The organism is Psychrobacter sp. 219-2-C, assembly GCF_049560815.1.
Classification (GTDB): domain Bacteria; phylum Pseudomonadota; class Gammaproteobacteria; order Pseudomonadales; family Moraxellaceae; genus Psychrobacter; species Psychrobacter faecalis.
In genome coordinates this window covers 1-17,681 of sequence record NZ_CP186933.1, presented here as the reverse complement: position 1 = coordinate 17,681, position 17,681 = coordinate 1, and the positions used below count along the sequence as shown (strand labels likewise).

Genomic DNA, 17,681 nt, shown 5'->3' with positions numbered 1-17,681 from the left:
TCATGGCGTTTTCAAACTCTCTTTCTTGGGTCTTCTTATCAAAATAAGGATAGCGATTATGTCGTATCAACACCGAGCTTTGCAGGCACAGCAAGCAAAATCAGACGGACAAAGCACCATGACTCATAAATCAAGCGCGCAAAAACTGGCAACGATGTTACTGACAGCTTTGCCAATGTTTGCGGTATTGGGCGTAGGTGTTAGTCTTAGCGGTTGCGGCTTTCAGCTACGCGGCTATGATGCGCCGATGTTGTTTGACGTCAACAAAACCGCAGTGATTATCGAAGACAATCGCACCTCGTTTCCGCTAAAACTGCCCCTCGTCAGTCGCTTAAACGCCTTGGGTGTCGAGGTGATTGATAACATGACCTTGGCAGATGTGGCTAACAATAACCAAAAAGCGGGCGCTGAACCTATTGCGGCAATTACCGTGAACAATGTCCGCTTTAAACGTTATGAGCTAGTTGGCGTCTTAACAGAGATTCGCTTGGTGATGTCAGCTGATGTTAGCTATCAAAGTGTAGAAAATGGCAAACCTGTGACACTGACCAACCCTATCCAAGTTGAGCGTAGCTACCAGTATAACGAAGCCTCGGTAAGTACCGATGATCAGCAAGGCGACCAAATTCGTGATTGGCTTTACGATAGTTTAGCACGCCGAATTACCGATCAATATGTGGCAATTGCTCTACCTAAAGTTGCGCCTAATAGCACCAAATCAGCTATGCAAAATGGTAAAGGCCCAGTATCTACTGCCGTGATAGCACCAAAATCTTAATGTTAGTTTTTTATTTTTAAAATTAATTTTTAAAAACATCCTTATTAAAACTGCCTATATTTATATGCTTTGAGTTAAACGCTTTTTTGTTTAAAGCATTTTTCAATAAAGGCAGCTTTACTCCCCTATTCATAACCTTGTGTCATTCTCTCTATGCAAGATACCTTTATACAAGCTTATCCAAAACTACTACAACCATCCGTTGCAGTAGCGGGCTTGTGGCTGGCGCACGGTGATGAGCCGTTACTCAGTCAATGGCTTATCGATGCGCTGCGTCCGCATTGGCGCGCACAGAATTACGCTATTAAGCGTATCGAGCTGGTATCAGTGAAGAGTTGGCAAGAAGTGTTGTCAGAGCTTGTCAGTCAGTCTTTATTCGATGATGCAAGTGCGCTTATCGTAACAGGCAACCATAAACCTGATAAAGCCGTTATTGCCGAGCTTGAACGTTTTGCCATCGATGCGCAGACAGGGGCGCATAGCCATAGCTTGTTATGGCTCACACCAAAGCAAGACAAACGCGCGCAGACCAGCAAATGGTTTGCACCGTTTGCGCAATATGGTCATATTATCGATTGCAATTTGTATAACGAGCAGCAGCGCCAGCAGTTATTGCAGATACAAGCCCAGCAGTTTGGCTTAACCTTATCGCAAGAAGCTTGGCAACTCTTGATGTCACATACCGAACATCATCTGCTTAGTGCCTATCAAACCTTGTGGCGGCTATCGTATTTATTTGCGCCGCAATTGATGGCAGAGGTTGATAGTAAAAATACTAGTCATGAAAACCCTTCTAGCCAGCCTCTGACAAACGTGGCATTAGATATTAATGATTTACAAGCGGCATTGGTCAGTGATGCGCAGTTTAGTGTGTTCGATTTATCCGATGCCATGCTTGCTGGCAATAGCGCCCAAGTTGCCAAAATTATCTTTCAACTTAAAGCCACTGATGAACCAACCACTTTGGTTTTATGGGCGATTAGTAAAGACATGCGCCAGATTATGCAACTAATGGATGGACAAGACCCGCAAGCGCTTGGCATTTGGCGTAGTAAGCAAAGCTTATACCAACAAGCCTGCCGCCGCCACTCAAAAGCTCAAACGGCCACTTGGCCTGCCCTGCTTTATAAATGTGACCAAGCGATTAAAGGCTTGGTGCGCCAACCAGCGTGGGAGTTATTATTACAAGCAGCGCTTGAGCTATCAGGGCAACGTCTGTTTAAAGCCCATTAGACTATCAGGCAAGCAAGCAAAAAAACGTCTTCCTGTCCCGCGTCATCATCTAAAGCATTTATTATTAAACAACTCATCATTTTTTCTTATTTAACCCTCTGTATAGGGTTATTTTTTTGTTTAAAATTTAATAGTTATTACCGTTACAATTCTTCCTCTTAACGTTTCGCAAACTAATTGCCATTCCCTTTTGGTCGCCAAGCCTCTACTATAGCTACACTTGATTTAACTGTGATTGGATTGTTGTCATGCGCAAAATGAGCAAAAAGTCTGCTATTAAATGGGGCGTCATTGCCCTTGTCATCGTAGCTTTAGGGGCTTTAGCCTACAAAACCTTTAAACCAAAAGACACCACACCCAACTATCTAACGGCGACCGCTGAGATTGGCGATATCGAAAATAACGTCATGGCATCGGGTAAAGTAAAGGCGTTAAATACCGTCGATGTGGGTGCGCAGGTATCTGGTGAAGTGACGCGGCTGTTTGTCGACGTCGGCGATGAAGTCAAAAAAGGCGATTTAATTGCGCAGATTGATCAGGTGACGCAAAAGAATAATTTAAGTAATGAGCAAGCGAGCCTCGAGCAAAGTGAAGCGGCGTTACAAAGCGCGCGTGCCGAGTCGCTAAGCCGTCAAGCGAGTCTAAAAAGTGCGCAAGCGGATCTTGCCAGCCGTCAAGCTGAATTAAAGCAAGCACAAGCAGATTTCTCACGCTTGCAAGGTTTACTGGCTATCGATGCCATATCACAGCAAGATTACGATACGCAAGCGACCAAAGTTGCCACCGCACAAGCATCAGTCGCCAATGCCCGCGCTGCTATCGATACCGCAAAAGCAGCGATTGCAACAACTGAGGCCAATATCAACAGCCAACAGGCAGCATTACGTAAATCTCAAACCAACGTTAGCACTGCGCAGGAAGATTTAAGCTATACCACCATCCGTGCGCCGATGTCAGGAACAGTGGTATCGGTGACCACTGAGCAAGGGACGACGGTCAACGCCAATCAGACTGCGCCAACCATCGTTACCTTAGCGGATTTATCCACCGTGCGTATCAATGCGCAAATCTCTGAAGCCGACGTTATTAACGTCAAAGCAGGCTTGCCCGTTTATTTTAATATCATCGGCAATCCCGACCAAAAATACGACGCGACCCTCAAAGCAATCGAACCCGCTCCTGAGAAAATCAGCGACACCAGCTCGACCGATGCCGCTATCTACTATGTCGGTTATATTGAAGTCCCTAATACCGAGCGCCGCTTTCGTATCGATATGACCGCGCAAGTTTATATCGTCATCAACCAAGCAAAAGACGCGCTACTTATTCCTTCTGCTGCCCTACAGCCTGCCGGTAAATCTCGCAAGTCTGGCAATGCTAAAAAGGGCGCAGCTACTGCTAATACTGCCGCAAGTGGTGATAATAACTCTCACCCAGATAATGACTCTGGTGCAACCATGGCGATGGTACGTGTCCTTAAAGCCGATGGTGAAGTCGTTGAACAAACGGTCAAAGTCGGTATCAATAACCGAGTTAATGCGGAAATATTAAGCGGTCTAAAAGAAGGTGATGAAGTTATATTAAGCGAGGAAGGTGCTGATAAAGGCAAAGGCAGTAAAGGTGGCGGAGGCGGTCGACCCTTCTAGTATTTAAAGTTTGCTAAGAATATTTAAATAAATCGATGCCAACAGTACATTAGCTTTGGCTTTGATAATGACTTAAGATTTGAGATAAGCAGGATAGCAAATGAGTAATCAACACCCGACGCTTAATGCCACTGATCAGCCTTTGATGGAAGTCAAAGGCTTGATTAGAGAATTTCCAGCTGGCGAGCAGACCATTCGCGTCTTACATGATATCAATTTGACCATCAATCAAGGTGAGATGGTCGCTATCATTGGTCAATCGGGCTCAGGCAAATCCACCTTGATGAATATCTTGGGATGCTTAGATCAAGCGACGGCGGGCGACTATAAAATATTTGGTCAATCGGTCAGTCGCCTAGATGCCGATGAGCTGGCAAAACTACGCCGTGAGCACTTTGGTTTTATTTTTCAGCGCTATCATTTATTGGGTGACATCAACGCCCGCGACAACGTTTCTGTACCAGCAGTCTATGCGGGGATGGATGGGCAAGCACGCAGCGAGCGTGCCGAAAAGCTATTGTCAGACTTAGGACTGGGCGACAAGGTAAATAATCGTCCAAGTCAGCTTTCAGGTGGGCAGCAGCAGCGTGTCTCTATCGCAAGGGCACTAATGAATGGCGGCGATATCATCTTAGCCGATGAGCCAACGGGTGCGCTTGATAGTAAATCGGGCGAAGATGTCGTCCAAATCCTCAAAGATTTAAACGCCCAAGGTCATACCATCATCATGGTCACCCACGACCCTAGCCTTGCCGCCCAAGCTGAGCGTGTTATCGAAATCAAAGACGGTTATATCATCGCTGATTATAAAAATGACGATTATCAACATGCAGAACCACAGCCAGCCGCTGTCATAGATAAGCACCGTAAAAGCGCGTTTAGCAGCTTTATCGACCGCTTATTTGAAGCATTTAAAATGTCCTTGCTGGCCATGCGCGCCCATAAAATGCGCACCTTATTGACGATGTTAGGGATTATTATTGGTATTGCTTCGGTGGTGTCAGTCGTCGGTCTCGGTAAAGGTTCACAAGAGCAGATATTGTCCAATATCAGCTCTTTAGGTACCAATACCATCACCGTCACCGATGGCTACCCCTACGGCGACCCTAGGCGGCAGTACAACGATGACAATCTAACCCCGCAAGACGCTCAAGCGGTCGCTGACCAACCTTATGTGGTCAGTGTCAGCCCGCAGCTCAATAGCAACATGAACGTCCGCTATCGTAATATCCAAGAAGCTGCTAGCATTAGCGGCGTTGGTAAAGACTATCTTGATGTCAGCGGTGAAAAATTGGCCCTAGGTCAAGGTTTCGATGAACAAAGTATCCTGCGCCGTACTCAAGATATTATTATCGATGACAATGCCAATAAAACCTTTTTCCCCGACAACGCCAATCCGATTGGTGAAGTTTTACTCATAGGCAGCGTTCCTGGGCGCGTTATTGGCGTCTTAGAGCCAAACGATGGCGGCTTTCGTCGTAGCGTCGATTCGCCTACGCTCTATATGCCCTACACCACCATGATGTCGCGGCTGATAGGCAGCGCTTATATTGAAAGCTTTGTCGCGCTGATTGATAACAATATCTCCTCTGCCGCCGCTGAAGCTGCTATCTCTGAGCTTATGATAGGTCGGCATGGCACCGATGATTTTCGCATCCGTAACTCAGACTCGATTCGCCAAACTATTGAAGCGACCACCGCAACAATGACCTTGCTGATATCTTCTATCGCTATTATCTCGCTAATCGTCGGCGGTATTGGCGTCATGAACATCATGCTGGTATCAGTGACCGAACGCACCAATGAGATTGGCGTACGTATGGCCGTTGGAGCGCGTCAAAGCGATATCATGCAGCAGTTTCTCATTGAAGCCGTTTTGGTCTGTATTTTAGGCGGACTATTGGGGATTGGGCTGGCGTTTGCCATCGGTGAAATCATCAATCGTGTTGGTGGTGACAGCTTCCAAGTCATTTATTCACCAACATCTATTATTGCCGCCTTTATTTGCTCGACGCTGATTGGGGTTGTTTTCGGCTTTTTGCCCGCTCGTAACGCTGCCAAATTAGATCCCGTAGAAGCACTATCTAGAGATTAGAATAATTTTATGATTAAAGTTAACGGGTAGCGTTAAAAAACGAGGGTGAAAATGGCTCTCAAAACGTAATTATTATAAAATCCTAAGGTCTCTAAAAGTCAATTAACGCTTAAATTTAAAAAAATAGGATTAATTTACACAGATTTGCACTTTTTTTAACATTCGGGGTTGTAATTGTCATAATTATATATATAATGTGCTCTCACGTTTAGAGATACAAATAATCTAAACGGGTAAACAAGCTTATTGCCTCTTTTGTTATTGGTTAATCCATAAATAAAGAAATTAAGCTTTAAGAATTTTACCTAATAAGTAAGATTCTCTTGTAGAGCTAAAAAAGCAGTGCTTTTTTTATACACTCTTCAGGGCCGATAGCTCAGTTGGTAGAGCAGTTGACTTTTAATCAATTGGTCCCGCGTTCGAGTCGCGGTCGGCCCACCATATTTAGTAGTATCCTTGTCATGTATGCTACCCTATCCGGTAGTAGCGTAATAAGTTTAAAGACATTGTTTTTGATGTCTAGTTTTAATAAAATAAATTTCCCTTTAAGGGAATTTATCTTGCGAAGCTAAAATTGTCATGCAATTTTTTAACGCTTCTCAGGGCCGATAGCTCAGTTGGTAGAGCAGTTGACTTTTAATCAATTGGTCCCGCGTTCGAGTCGCGGTCGGCCCACCATATTTAAGAAAGCCCAGTCATTTAATGATTGGGCTTTTTTTTATGCGCTTTTTATTTTGGTGAAGCTTTAGCCTCCGTAAGCGTAAACGTTTTTAGCTTTCAACGTTTACGCTTACGGAGGCTAAAGCCATCATCTTGGCGCCAAAGCAATTTATGCTTAATGGTATCTTTAATGGTGCGCCGATGTTTAGGCGCTTGCGCAATTAGATTGTCAAAAGTGGCAGCATCGATACCCAACTCACAGCCATGCGCCATCATGACATTAGACGGTTGTAAGTCTTTTACCTTTTGTAGCGACTTGATATAAACTTTGGGATCATAAATAGGAAATGGCGCGACAAATTTATGGCGTAGCTTGATGATTAAATCGGCGGTATAAACTTGACGACTTGGCAGATGAAATAAAGACAAATCACGATCTGTATGCCCTGGCGTCTCAAATACCTGCCAATCATCAAAATGCGGTACGGTATCGCCATCACTAACCGTCAAATCAGGCTGTAAATGCGCCGGATACCAAAGCCTTTTAAAAGGACGTCTTTGTCGCTTGGCCACATAGTGAGCTAAACCCAAATCAATCAAATGCATGACTTGCCCGCCAATGCCGCTATACCACTGCGTGTCTCTAGCAGCCGAGACAATCAAGCAACCAGTGGCTTTTCTAAGCTTATGCGCGCCGCCGGCATGATCTGGATGCATATGAGTAACGACCACTACTTTTAAATCAGTAATAGGACGCTTTAGCGTATCTTTAATATAACCCAACACCAGCGCCACATCAGGGCGACAACCGCCGTCCAATAGCATTAATTTATCTGGATAAACCGCCAGATAGCTACTTTGAATATAGCCATCCAAACGTACGATTTGACATAAACTCATTTATCTTCCTTGACCGCTTTTCTTGTCATTCCTATAATTTATTCACAAATGATTTATTAATTTTATTGCTAATACGATAAAAACCTATCCTTTAGTATAACGCCCGTTATACTAAAATAAATGTCTTTGAGTGAACGCTTGTGACTAGAGATAAATCGCTGATAACGTATTGATAGGATATTTAAAACGTTACCCAATAAAAAACCCAGCGCAGCGGCTGAGTTCCTTATTATTAAAAGAGGGAGTTAATAAGCTAAATGTCAATTAAGCCAAGTCACGTACCTTTGGCTCACGCTCCCACAAGCGTGATTTGGCATTTTCAATAAAGCTATCAAGCTCAGCGAGTGGCGTCACAAACGCATCTTTTTCAACGGGTAGTTTGCTTAAGATAAACTCATCGGTCGCACCGCAATAAGCAATCGCTTTACAGTGCACATAAGCATCATTGAACCAATCCAACGTTGCGCTGTCTTTAACCAGCTTCTTCGCTTGGTCAGGCATGATGATACTCACCACCGCATCAAACATGACTGACGGACCACCAGCGACACGCTCATCGGCTTGTATGATAGTGCCATCATCTAAAGTGACTTCTTTATTTGGTGCCACAATCTTAACGCGAGCGCCCTCTGCCATAGCCGCCTCTTCAAATTTCTTAATCTCACTATGCTTTGAGCCTTCAGCGACTAAAATACCAATCATTCGTGCCTTTAAACTCTTTGGCGTACGGCCAATGGTTTGTAGCGGCTCAGAGGTTGGCAAATCTTGTACTGGCGCTGCTGGCTCTATGGCTTCTGGTAGCTTCATTCCTAATGCCATTGCCACACGATTTGCTAAATCTTCGTCAATGTTCACTAAATGGCCGAGCATACGAGTTCGCACATGAGGGGTGTCTACTTTACCGAGCTCAAACGCATAGGCAGAAGCGATATGGGCTTGTTCAGCTGGCGTCTGGCTACGGTAAAACATACGCGGCTGACTATAATGGTCCGCGAAGCTTTCAGCGCGTACGCGACCTTTAACGCCATCATCTAACTGCTCATGAAATGACTCAAAACCTTTTTTCGGGTTTTCACGCGGACGATCAGGGTCTAAGCTTTGCGGATCATAAAGCGTTCTGGTTTTCGGAACGTGCATTTGCATATAACCGTCTTGCTGATTATTGGCAAATGGACATTTTGGCGCATTAATTGGAATTTGAGCAAAGTTTGGTGACCCTAGTCTGAAAAGCTGAGTATCGAGGTAACTAAACAGTCGACCTTGCAGCAATGGATCATTACTAAAATCGATGCCCGGTGGCACGTGCGATGGACAAAACGCTACTTGTTCCGTTTCTGCAAAAAAGTTATCTGGATAACGGTTTAGCACCATTTTACCAACGATTTTTACTGGAACCAACTCTTCAGGAATCAGTTTAGTCGCATCTAAATGGTCAAATGGGAATGTCGCTGCCTCTTCTTCAGTAAAGAGTTGAACGCCAAGATGCCACTCAGGGAAATAACCTTGCTCGATCGACTCAAACAAATCGCGGCGATTATAATCGGGATCGGCGCCCGAGATTTTAACGGCTTCATCCCAAATTAATGACTGCACGCCATTAACCGGCTTCCAATGGAAACGCACAAAAGTGCTCTTGCCATCTTTATTGATAAAGCGATAACTATGGATACCAAAGCCTTCCATCATACTAAAGCTACGCGGCAGCGCACGGTCACTCATTAGCCAAATGACATTGTGCATGGTCTCAGGGCTAAGTGAAACAAAATCCCAAAAGGTATCGTGGGCAGAGGCTGCCTGCGGGAAGCCACGATCAGGCTCAGGCTTAACTGCATGCACCAAATCAGGGAATTTCATCGCATCTTGAATAAAGAAAATCGGCATATTGTTACTGACTAAATCCCAATTACCCTCTTCAGTATACATCTTTACGGCAAAACCACGAACGTCTCGTGGCGTATCTTTTGAGCCCTTATTACCCGCTACGGTAGAAAAACGGGTAAATAAAGGTGTCTGCTTACCCGTTTCGGTAAGGATTTTCGCCGTCGTATACTCTTCTAATGATTCGGTCAGCTCAAAATAACCATGGGCGGCACTACCACGCGCATGCACCACACGCTCAGGAATACGCTCATGGTCAAAATGCGTAATTTTTTCGCGTAAAACAAAATCTTCTAATAACGTGGGGCCACGAGTATTGGCTCTAAGCGAGTTTTGATTGTCAGAAATAACAACACCTTGCTGGGTGGTCATCGCTCTTGTATCACCATCAGCACGCTGATGCGTTTCGCCGCCATTACCACGTTCGGTATTCATATTTTTAGCGGGGTCGGTATGATCAATATTCTTCTTCATAAAATATCCTAGCTAATGAGTAAAATGGACTACAGGTAGCCCACCAAATAAACACCAACACAGTTTTATATCCTTAGAGATAGCTTTGACTTCACATGTCGTTTAATTTTCTGTGTTCAGTGCGATTGTTTCTTGATAGATGAGAATGCTGTTAAACATTAAGTCATGACAGCATCGATAAGCTCATCAATTATATTACTCAAAATCTGCCCTAGGTATGTCACATATATCGTTAAGCGTGTTGATTTTTGGTTACGCATCAGCCAAATCACGTCTGTTTGCAAACACGCTTTTATAGTGAAATCATGATGAGAATAAAGACAGAAAAAGCTGATGAGCAGATATGTATGAAGGGTGACTAAACGCTATAAAAAGATTTTTAAGAGTTTAGCGGATAAATATGATTAGAATGACTTAGAAGATAGCAGTGAGTTTTTAAAATATACTTTTAAAATATTACGGCATGTCAGCGCTCTTCTGAAAAACCAATATCTCATTATTGGCGGGCATTTTATAGCGATTTATTAGCAATAAATGCTGTTTTTCTGCCACTGCTGTGATGTCTTCTAAAGCACGAATGCCGCTGTTGCTATCACGCTGCCGAAGACTGTAGTCAAATTGACGATTACTTTCACTGCTATAACGGCCATTTTCGTTAAAGGGCCCATAAATAATGAGCTTACCCTCTAAAGGTAGCATATCACCAACCGTTTCAAATAATCGAGTAACCAGCGACCAAGACATAATATGCAGAGTATTGGCGGTAAATACCGCATCGTAAGGCGCATTGATAGTCTTATTTATCGGTATTGAATCAGATGCTACGTCAAAGCCTAGCGGCGCATATAAGTTCGGGGCAGGATACGCAGCATGCCAAGCATTGATAATGGCGTGATTGGCGTACACATCACTGGTCTGCCAGTGTAAATGCGTCAAACGTGGCGCAAAATAGACACTATGCTGCCCCGTTCCTGAACCCACTTCTAAGACATGATGCGAATTTTTTAACTCTTGCTGTAAGACTTCTAGTATTGGCTGCTGATTATTTTCGCAAGCTTGAGAAAATGGTAGATTAGAAATTATATTACCTAAGTTATCCTTAACCATAAAAACACCTTATTAATAAATGCCCGCTTCTACCCCAGCTGCCAGTGTCATCGCCAACTCTTCGACTTGCTCAGTAAATACCTCTTGCCAATCACCTTGTAAAATCAGCGCTTCTTGAATCCATTCCCAGCGCAACCCAGTGGTAATGGTCTTTATGGCAAGCTTGGTACCCGTACCATCATGACCTGCGCGAACATACAGCGCAAACGGCATGCCCTGCTTCTTCTCTAACACCGGATAATAACAGCGATCAAAAAAGTCTTTGGTCAGCCCCGCCATATATGCCAAGTTCTCAGTCGTGCCTAATAATAATGCATCGGCTGCCAACACATCTTCAGGTTGCGTATCTTGAGGATATTTAAGTATGACGTTGATATCTATATCGGTGTGATTGGCACCATCGTAGGCTGCTTGCGCTAGTTTTTTGGTATTCGGTGATGGCGCATGCGCGACAATAAGTAAGGTTTTGCTAGCCATTTCAATCACCTTTATAGAGGTTACTAGTTTTTGGTATTAATAGTCACTCTTTGAATGATATCAGGATGAATGCTTTTCGCAACCGGACAAGTAAGCGCAGTGTTATAAAATATCTTTTGCGTCTTGTCATCTAACTCTTGATTAAAAGTGATCTCGACATGTATTTCACTGACACGTCTTGGCTCAGCAGCCATTATCTTAGTCACCTCAGCGGTAGTACCTGCAATGTCGATTTCCATATCACGCGCTTTGATACCGATAATCGTCAGCATACAACTTGCTAAACTGGTTGCCAATAAATCAGTCGGTGAAAACGCTTCACCTTTACCTTGATTATCAGTCGGCGCATCGGTAATGATTTCATTGTTCGACTGCAGATGGATGGCGGTAGTACGTAGGTTACCTTGATAGGTTACTTTTGAAGTTGTCATATTATTATCCTATTATCTTAAGGAGAAGATTCACTATATCAGTAGTGTACCTAAAGCATGTGACAATAACTATCATACAATTTACTATCGATACTTTACTCAACACAAAAGAAAACCCCCTTACGCATTCACGTAAGGGGGCTTTAGGAATAGAGAGCTGACGATGACCTACTCTCACATGGCCGGGGCCACACTACCATTGGCGCGATGATGTTTCACTTCTGAGTTCGGGAAGGGATCAGGTGGTGCCATCATGCTATTGTCGTCAGCAAAGGGGGTTAGATATGAGTCTGTGTGTTTAATGACTAGTGTCATCTTAATCCAACTGAATCAAGGATTAAGGTGATATCGAAATAATTAGACTTGATACAAACCACTTGGGTGTTGTATGGTCAAGCCAAACGAGCAATTAGTACAGGTTAGCTACACACATCGCTGTGCTTCCACACCCTGCCTATCAACGTCCTAGTCTTGAACGGCTCTTTAGGGAAATCTAATCTTGAGGTGGGCTTCCCGCTTAGATGCTTTCAGCGGTTATCCCATCCGAACGTAGCTACCGGGCAATGCCATTGGCATGACAACCCGAACACCAGTGGTTCGTCCACTCTGGTCCTCTCGTACTAGGAGCAGATCCTCTCAAATTTCCAACGCCCACGGTAGATAGGGACCGAACTGTCTCACGACGTTCTAAACCCAGCTCGCGTACCTCTTTAAATGGCGAACAGCCATACCCTTAGGACCTGCTTCAGCCCTAGGATGAGATGAGCCGACATCGAGGTGCCAAACACCGCCGTCGATATGAACTCTTGGGCGGTATCAGCCTGTTATCCCCAGAGTACCTTTTATCCGTTGAGCGATGGCCCTTCCATACAGAACCACCGGATCACTAAGACCTACTTTCGTACCTGCTCGACTTGTGGGTCTCGCAGTTAAGCGCGCTTTTGCCTTTATACTCTATGAACGATTTCCGACCGTTCTGAGCGCACCTTCGTACTCCTCCGTTACTCTTTAGGAGGAGACCGCCCCAGTCAAACTACCCACCATACATTGTCCTCGGTATTGTTATACCTGAGTTAGAACCCCGACATGACCAGGGTGGTATTTCAAGGATGGCTCCACCAAGACTAGCGTCTCGGCTTCAAAGCCTCCCACCTATCCTGCACAAGTCAGGTCAAAGTTCAATGTAAAGCTGTAGTAAAGGTTCACGGGGTCTTTCCGTCTAGCCGCGGGTACACAGCATCTTCACTGCGATTTCGATTTCACTGAGTCTCTGCTGGAGACAGCGCTGCCATCATTATGTCATTCGTGCAGGTCGGAACTTACCCGACAAGGAATTTCGCTACCTTAGGACCGTTATAGTTACGGCCGCCGTTTACTGGGGCTTCGATCAAGAGCTTCGCATACGCTAACCCCATCAATTAACCTTCCAGCACCGGGCAGACATCACACCCTATACGTCCACTTTCGTGTTTGCAGAGTGCTGTGTTTTTAATAAACAGTTGCAGCAGCCTGGTATCTGCGACTGCCAACAGCTCAAGGAGCAAGTCCTATCACCATCGGCAGCGTACCTTCTCCCGAAGTTACGGTACCATTTTGCCTAGTTCCTTCAGCAGAGTTCTCTCAAGCGCCTTGGTATTCTCTACCTGATCACCTGTGTCGGTTTAGGGTACGATTCGTTTATAACTATTGCTTAGAAGCTTTTCCTGGAAGCATGGTATTTGCCACTTCGCGGTACAAGTACCGCTTGCTATCAGATCTCAGCCGTATTACAGTCCGGATTTGCCTAAACTGTAAGCCTACATCCTTTCACCTGGACAACCAACGCCAGGCTGACATAACCTACTCCGTCCCTCCATCGCATTATAAACAAGTATCGGAATATTAACCGATTTCCCATCGACTACGCCTTTCGGCCTCGCCTTAGGGGTCGACTCACCCAGCCCCGATTAACGTTGGACTGGAACCCTTGATCTTCCGGCGTGCGAGCTTTTCACTCGCATTATCGTTACTCACGTCAGCATTCGCTCTTGTGATACCTCCAGCATGCTTTACAACACACCTTCACAGGCTTACACAACGCTCCCCTACCACTTGAAAACAAATTCAAATCCGCAGCTTCGGCTCCTAGTTTGAGCCCCGTTACATCTTCCGCGCGGGCCGACTCGACTAGTGAGCTATTACGCTTTCTTTAAAGGATGGCTGCTTCTAAGCCAACCTCCTAGCTGTCTATGCCTTCCCACCTCGTTTCCCACTTAACTAGGAATTTGGGGCCTTAGCTGGCGGTCTGGGTTGTTTCCCTCTCCACAATGGACGTTAGCACCCACTGTGTGTCTCCCGGATATCACTCATCGGTATTCGGAGTTTGCATCGGTTTGGTAAGTCGGTATGACCCCCTAGCCGAAACAGTGCTCTACCCCCAATGGTGTTCGTCCGAGGCGCTACCTAAATAGCTTTCGGGGAGAACCAGCTATCACCGAGTTTGATTAGCCTTTCACCCCTATCCACAAGTCATCCCCTGGCTTTTCAACGACAGTGGGTTCGGTCCTCCGGTGCCTGTTACGGCACTTTCAACCTGCTCATGGATAGATCACTCGGTTTCGGGTCTATACCCTGCAACTAATCGCCCTATTAAGACTCGGTTTCCCTACGGCTCCCCTAAACGGTTAACCTTGCTACAGAATATAAGTCGCTGACCCATTATACAAAAGGTACGCGGTCACCCTAATAAATTAAGGCTCCCACTGCTTGTACGCACACGGTTTCAGGTTCTATTTCACTCCCCTCACAGGGGTTCTTTTCGCCTTTCCCTCACGGTACTGGTTCACTATCGGTCAGTCAGGAGTATTTAGCCTTGGAGGATGGTCCCCCCATCTTCAAACAGGATTTCTCGTGCCCCGCTCTACTTAATATGTTAATGCTAATGTTTCGAATACAGGACTATCACCTACTACGGTCAGCTTTCCCACGCTGTTCTTCTACATTAGTACTAATCGGCTTCTCCCCGTTCGCTCGCCGCTACTAGGGGAATCTCAATTGATGTCTATTCCTAAGGGTACTGAGATGTTTCACTTCCCCTCGTTCGCCTCTTATATAAATATAAGATACCTAGCTTATGCTAGGTGGGTTTCCCCATTCAGAAATCTCCGGATCACAGGATATTGCCGCCTCCCCGAAGCTTATCGCAGGCTGTCACGTCTTTCATCGCCTCTGACTGCCAAGGCATCCACCATGTGCGCTTCATTACTTGACCATACAACCCCAAGTAGTCTTTCGACTTCTAAGTGTCATACAATCTAATTATGATAACGATATCACCTATGTTTACGCTTGATTCAGTTCTCTTTACTTTTTTAAGAAATCCTCTTTGGGATAACAAACAATGTCGTTAAAAGAGGATTTCTTAAGGTTAGAGTGTCGCGTGAACACGCCACTCTAACCCAGACTCATATCTATGTTTTTAAATAGTTCTTACTCTCTCGTCGAGTAGTAAGTTTCCGTATAAAACAGAAAGAAGTAATCAGATAATATATCGCTATATTGGAATCACTTGTTTCTGTTTGATACCTATTCATTTATTAGCATTCAAAGCTCACTGCGTTTATAGTGGTGGAGCCAAACGGAGTCGAACCGTTGACCTCCTGCGTGCAAGGCAGGCGCTCTACCAACTGAGCTATGGCCCCATATATAAATGGTGGGTCTAAGTGGACTTGAACCACTGACCCCCGCGTTATCAACACGGTGCTCTAACCAGCTGAGCTACAGACCCAAATTACGCTTGTATAAACGTAAGCTTAAACTAAAGAACAACTTGTTGTGAATTCTTGCTGACCGAATGCTGTCTATAAGGAGGTGATCCAGCCGCAGGTTCCCCTACGGCTACCTTGTTACGACTTCACCCCAGTCATCAACCACACCGTGGTGATCGCCTTCCTAAAAGGTTAGGCTAACCACTTCTGGTGCAATCAACTCCCATGGTGTGACGGGCGGTGTGTACAAGGCCCGGGAACGTATTCACCGCGGCATTCTGATCCGCGATTACTAGCGATTCCTACTTCATGGAGTCGAGTTGCAGACTCCAATCTGGACTACGATAGGCTTTTTGAGATTCGCATCACATCGCTGTGTAGCTGCCCTCTGTACCTACCATTGTAGCACGTGTGTAGCCCTGGTCGTAAGGGCCATGATGACTTGACGTCGTCCCCGCCTTCCTCCAGTTTGTCACTGGCAGTATCCTTAGAGTTCCCGGCCAAACCGCTGGTAACTAAGGACAAGGGTTGCGCTCGTTGCGGGACTTAACCCAACATCTCACGACACGAGCTGACGACAGCCATGCAGCACCTGTATTCTAATTCCCGAAGGCACTCCCGCATCTCTGCAGGATTCTAGATATGTCAAGACCAGGTAAGGTTCTTCGCGTTGCATCGAATTAAACCACATGCTCCACCGCTTGTGCGGGCCCCCGTCAATTCATTTGAGTTTTAACCTTGCGGCCGTACTCCCCAGGCGGTCTACTTATTGCGTTAGCTGCGTCACTAAGTCCTCAAGGGACCCAACGACTAGTAGACATCGTTTACGGCGTGGACTACCAGGGTATCTAATCCTGTTTGCTACCCACGCTTTCGAACCTCAGTGTCAGTATGATGCCAGAAGGCTGCCTTCGCCATCGGTATTCCTCCAGATCTCTACGCATTTCACCGCTACACCTGGAATTCTACCTTCCTCTCACCTACTCTAGCCTAACAGTATCAGATGCCGTTCCCAGGTTAAGCCCGGGGCTTTCACATCTGACTTATCAAGCCACCTACGCTCGCTTTACGCCCAGTAATTCCGATTAACGCTTGCACCCTCTGTATTACCGCGGCTGCTGGCACAGAGTTAGCCGGTGCTTATTCTGCAGCTAATGTCATCGTCCATGGGTATTAACCATGGAGTCTTCTTCACTGCTTAAAGTGCTTTACAACCAAAAGGCCTTCTTCACACACGCGGCATGGCTGGATCAGGGTTGCCCCCATTGTCCAATATTCCCCACTGCTGCCTCCCGTAGGAGTCCGGGCCGTGTCTCAGTCCCGGTGTGGCTGATCATCCTCTCAGACCAGCTACAGATCGTCGCCATGGTAGGCTTTTACCCCACCATCTAGCTAATCCGACTTAGGCTCATCTAATAGCGAGAGCAACAAGTTGCCCCCTTTCTCCCGTAGGTCGTATGCGGTATTAATTCGAGTTTCCCCGAGCTATCCCCCACTACTAGGTAGATTCCTAAGTATTACTCACCCGTCCGCCGCTCGTCAGCGAGAAGCAAGCTTCTCCTGTTACCGCTCGACTTGCATGTGTTAAGCCTGCCGCCAGCGTTCAATCTGAGCCATGATCAAACTCTTCAGTTTAATCTTGCATGAAGTCCTTTAAAGAGACTTCGAAACTTGGCTCATTTAATCTGGCAATTACGCTCTCGTATGTTTCATATAATGAATTAACTTTGAGTTTTCTTGCTGTCTTAAATGATAATTTTTATAGTTAGAATGACTCCCGAAAAGAGAGTAAAACCAACTTTATTTTTTAGCATTCTGAATCAGCAAAAATCCACACAAGTTGTTCTTTAGTTATGCTTTTAAATAGTGTCAAGCTACTGTCGTCCAGTAGTTGATTGTATAGGGTATTTCTCTTTGCTAGTAAGTCTAAGTTAAGAACTTATCCTATCTAGCGAGCCGACTATCATATCATGATGATTTGGTTTGTCAAGCTTTTTTATAATTTGTTTCAATAGGTTAGCCAGGTTTGTTATATGTAAATCCACATATAAGTAACTCCGGTTCTCCCTAATGAGGTGCGTATTATAGACGCTTATTTTAATTAGTCAAGAAGTAAATTATTTTATTTTAAAAGTAATTTAGTAGGTTGGATGATTAGTTAATAGCTTCGCTATTAATAATAAGTGGTAAACCACTTCTCCAATCCGCCTTCCCTTTCGACTGGGTGGCATTATACGCGCTTTTAGTAGGGGGTCA

Annotated in this window: 9 protein-coding genes, 4 tRNA genes and 3 rRNA genes; 6 read left to right on the top strand and 10 right to left on the bottom strand. The window is 45.2% G+C overall.

The features are described 5' to 3' along the window. Window positions 1-58 precede the first annotated feature (58 nt). The 6 genes from ACPEGP_RS00095 to ACPEGP_RS00070 all read left to right on the top strand — a co-directional run bounded on the left by ACPEGP_RS00095 (window position 59) and on the right by ACPEGP_RS00070 (window position 6,430). Window positions 59-778 carry a hypothetical protein gene (locus ACPEGP_RS00095; RefSeq protein WP_423813559.1) on the top strand — a complete coding sequence of 240 codons (720 nt, stop codon included), beginning with the start codon at window positions 59-61 and terminating at the stop codon, window positions 776-778. A gap of 153 nt (window positions 779-931) precedes the next feature. Next, window positions 932-2,011 carry a DNA polymerase III subunit delta gene (locus tag ACPEGP_RS00090; RefSeq protein ID WP_423813557.1) on the top strand — a complete coding sequence of 360 codons (1,080 nt, stop codon included), beginning with the start codon at window positions 932-934 and terminating at the stop codon, window positions 2,009-2,011. Between the two features lie 248 nt (window positions 2,012-2,259). Then, window positions 2,260-3,657, top strand: coding sequence for an efflux RND transporter periplasmic adaptor subunit (locus ACPEGP_RS00085; protein ID WP_423813556.1), 1,398 nt, complete (start codon window positions 2,260-2,262; stop codon window positions 3,655-3,657). Window positions 3,658-3,757: 100 nt separating this feature from the next. Next, entirely contained in the window at window positions 3,758-5,752 is a 1,995-nt protein-coding gene (locus ACPEGP_RS00080; RefSeq protein WP_191692457.1) for a MacB family efflux pump subunit, read from the top strand. Between the two features lie 365 nt (window positions 5,753-6,117). After that, window positions 6,118-6,193 (top strand) — tRNA-Lys (locus ACPEGP_RS00075). Between the two features lie 161 nt (window positions 6,194-6,354). Continuing rightward, window positions 6,355-6,430: transfer RNA gene (locus tag ACPEGP_RS00070), tRNA-Lys, on the top strand. Window positions 6,431-6,529: 99 nt separating this feature from the next. Here the strand turns inward: ACPEGP_RS00070 and ACPEGP_RS00065 are convergent. The 10 genes from ACPEGP_RS00065 to ACPEGP_RS00020 all read right to left on the bottom strand — a co-directional run bounded on the left by ACPEGP_RS00065 (window position 6,530) and on the right by ACPEGP_RS00020 (window position 17,060). Continuing rightward, entirely contained in the window at window positions 6,530-7,312 is a 783-nt protein-coding gene (locus ACPEGP_RS00065; protein ID WP_423813555.1) for an MBL fold metallo-hydrolase, read from the bottom strand. Window positions 7,313-7,576: 264 nt separating this feature from the next. Beyond that, window positions 7,577-9,664: a catalase gene (locus ACPEGP_RS00060; protein ID WP_423813554.1), complete on the bottom strand. Its 2,088-nt coding sequence runs from the start codon at window positions 9,662-9,664 to the stop codon at window positions 7,577-7,579. A 456-nt stretch (window positions 9,665-10,120) separates the two neighbouring features. Next, complete coding sequence (locus ACPEGP_RS00055) at window positions 10,121-10,771, bottom strand: DUF938 domain-containing protein (RefSeq protein WP_289048809.1); 651 nt, start codon at window positions 10,769-10,771, stop codon at window positions 10,121-10,123. Window positions 10,772-10,783: 12 nt separating this feature from the next. Continuing rightward, on the bottom strand, window positions 10,784-11,248 hold the full coding sequence (locus ACPEGP_RS00050) for a flavodoxin family protein (RefSeq protein WP_286797616.1): 465 nt from the start codon (window positions 11,246-11,248) through the stop codon (window positions 10,784-10,786). Between the two features lie 23 nt (window positions 11,249-11,271). Beyond that, window positions 11,272-11,679: an OsmC family protein gene (locus ACPEGP_RS00045; RefSeq protein WP_286797617.1), complete on the bottom strand. Its 408-nt coding sequence runs from the start codon at window positions 11,677-11,679 to the stop codon at window positions 11,272-11,274. Between the two features lie 155 nt (window positions 11,680-11,834). Next, window positions 11,835-11,949: ribosomal RNA gene (rrf, locus tag ACPEGP_RS00040) — 5S ribosomal RNA — on the bottom strand. 118 nt (window positions 11,950-12,067) lie between these two features. Then, window positions 12,068-14,929, bottom strand: a 23S ribosomal RNA gene (locus ACPEGP_RS00035). A gap of 354 nt (window positions 14,930-15,283) precedes the next feature. After that, window positions 15,284-15,359, bottom strand: a tRNA-Ala gene (locus ACPEGP_RS00030). Window positions 15,360-15,368: 9 nt separating this feature from the next. Continuing rightward, window positions 15,369-15,445, bottom strand: a tRNA-Ile gene (locus ACPEGP_RS00025). A 76-nt stretch (window positions 15,446-15,521) separates the two neighbouring features. Further along, a 16S ribosomal RNA gene (locus tag ACPEGP_RS00020) occupies window positions 15,522-17,060 on the bottom strand. Together the 16S, 23S and 5S rRNA genes with 2 tRNA genes alongside form the textbook arrangement of a ribosomal RNA operon. Between the last annotated feature and the right edge of the window lie 621 nt (window positions 17,061-17,681).

Excerpts from the sequence above, each read along its gene's own strand:
- ACPEGP_RS00055 (WP_289048809.1), bottom strand. The coding sequence starts at position 10,771 with ATGGTTAAGGATAACTTAGGTAATATAATTTCTAATCTACCATTTTCT.
- ACPEGP_RS00095 (WP_423813559.1), top strand. The coding sequence starts at position 59 with ATGTCGTATCAACACCGAGCTTTGCAGGCACAGCAAGCAAAATCAGAC.
- ACPEGP_RS00080 (WP_191692457.1), top strand. The coding sequence starts at position 3,758 with ATGAGTAATCAACACCCGACGCTTAATGCCACTGATCAGCCTTTGATG.
- ACPEGP_RS00090 (WP_423813557.1), top strand. The coding sequence starts at position 932 with ATGCAAGATACCTTTATACAAGCTTATCCAAAACTACTACAACCATCC.
- ACPEGP_RS00050 (WP_286797616.1), bottom strand. The coding sequence starts at position 11,248 with ATGGCTAGCAAAACCTTACTTATTGTCGCGCATGCGCCATCACCGAAT.
- ACPEGP_RS00045 (WP_286797617.1), bottom strand. The coding sequence starts at position 11,679 with ATGACAACTTCAAAAGTAACCTATCAAGGTAACCTACGTACTACCGCC.
- ACPEGP_RS00085 (WP_423813556.1), top strand. The coding sequence starts at position 2,260 with ATGCGCAAAATGAGCAAAAAGTCTGCTATTAAATGGGGCGTCATTGCC.
- ACPEGP_RS00060 (WP_423813554.1), bottom strand. The coding sequence starts at position 9,664 with ATGAAGAAGAATATTGATCATACCGACCCCGCTAAAAATATGAATACC.
- ACPEGP_RS00065 (WP_423813555.1), bottom strand. The coding sequence starts at position 7,312 with ATGAGTTTATGTCAAATCGTACGTTTGGATGGCTATATTCAAAGTAGC.